The sequence below is a fragment of the Bifidobacterium sp. RTP21102st3_E2_RTP21102_210122 genome (genome assembly GCF_040916945.1).
Taxonomy (GTDB): domain Bacteria; phylum Actinomycetota; class Actinomycetes; order Actinomycetales; family Bifidobacteriaceae; genus Bifidobacterium; species Bifidobacterium longum.
In genome coordinates this window covers 1-543 of the sequence record NZ_JBCPAN010000023.1, presented here as the reverse complement: position 1 = coordinate 543, position 543 = coordinate 1, and the positions used below count along the sequence as shown (strand labels likewise).

Below are 543 nucleotides of genomic sequence, written 5' to 3'. Positions count from 1 at the left end.
GCGCACACCGGAGGCATGCCGGCCTGCCCACGCTCCAGCAATTCGTTCCGGGCGAGCGACGCCGAATCCCACATCATCAGCGCATGGGCCACTGCAGGATCGCATTCACCAATCAGCAGACCCTGTCCGCCACGAGTGCGGGGCGCACACAACGCCATGACCCGCATCCACGCCGTCAGCGCGTCCACGCGGGCGTCCACACCCGGCGCATACAGACTGTTCCACGCGTCCAGGATCGCCACGGCACGATATTCGCCGGCATCCTGCTCCGATTGACGGGATGCAGGCAGCACGCGGGGCTCCGCTCCCGGCGTGGCGATGACGATGCGCGGCGCATCATCCACGTACTCGACGACGCCTCGCGGCTGGCTCGGCGACGATATGACGACGGACACACCGCGGAACAGGCCGCCCAGCTCGCGGGCGGTGCCGGTTGCGCCAACCCGTATCACGCGCATGCGCTCGCAGCCGCAATGCGGGCAATGCCAGTCGACCGCCGCCGCAGCGCACCACCGGCAGCGCGGCACCCCATCACCCATGCGC

Annotated in this window: 1 pseudogene; it reads right to left on the bottom strand. The window is 69.4% G+C overall.

Annotated features, from left to right (window positions below):
• Nucleotides 1-543: pseudogene (locus AB5287_RS09960) on the bottom strand (primosomal protein N'); the annotation flags it as partial.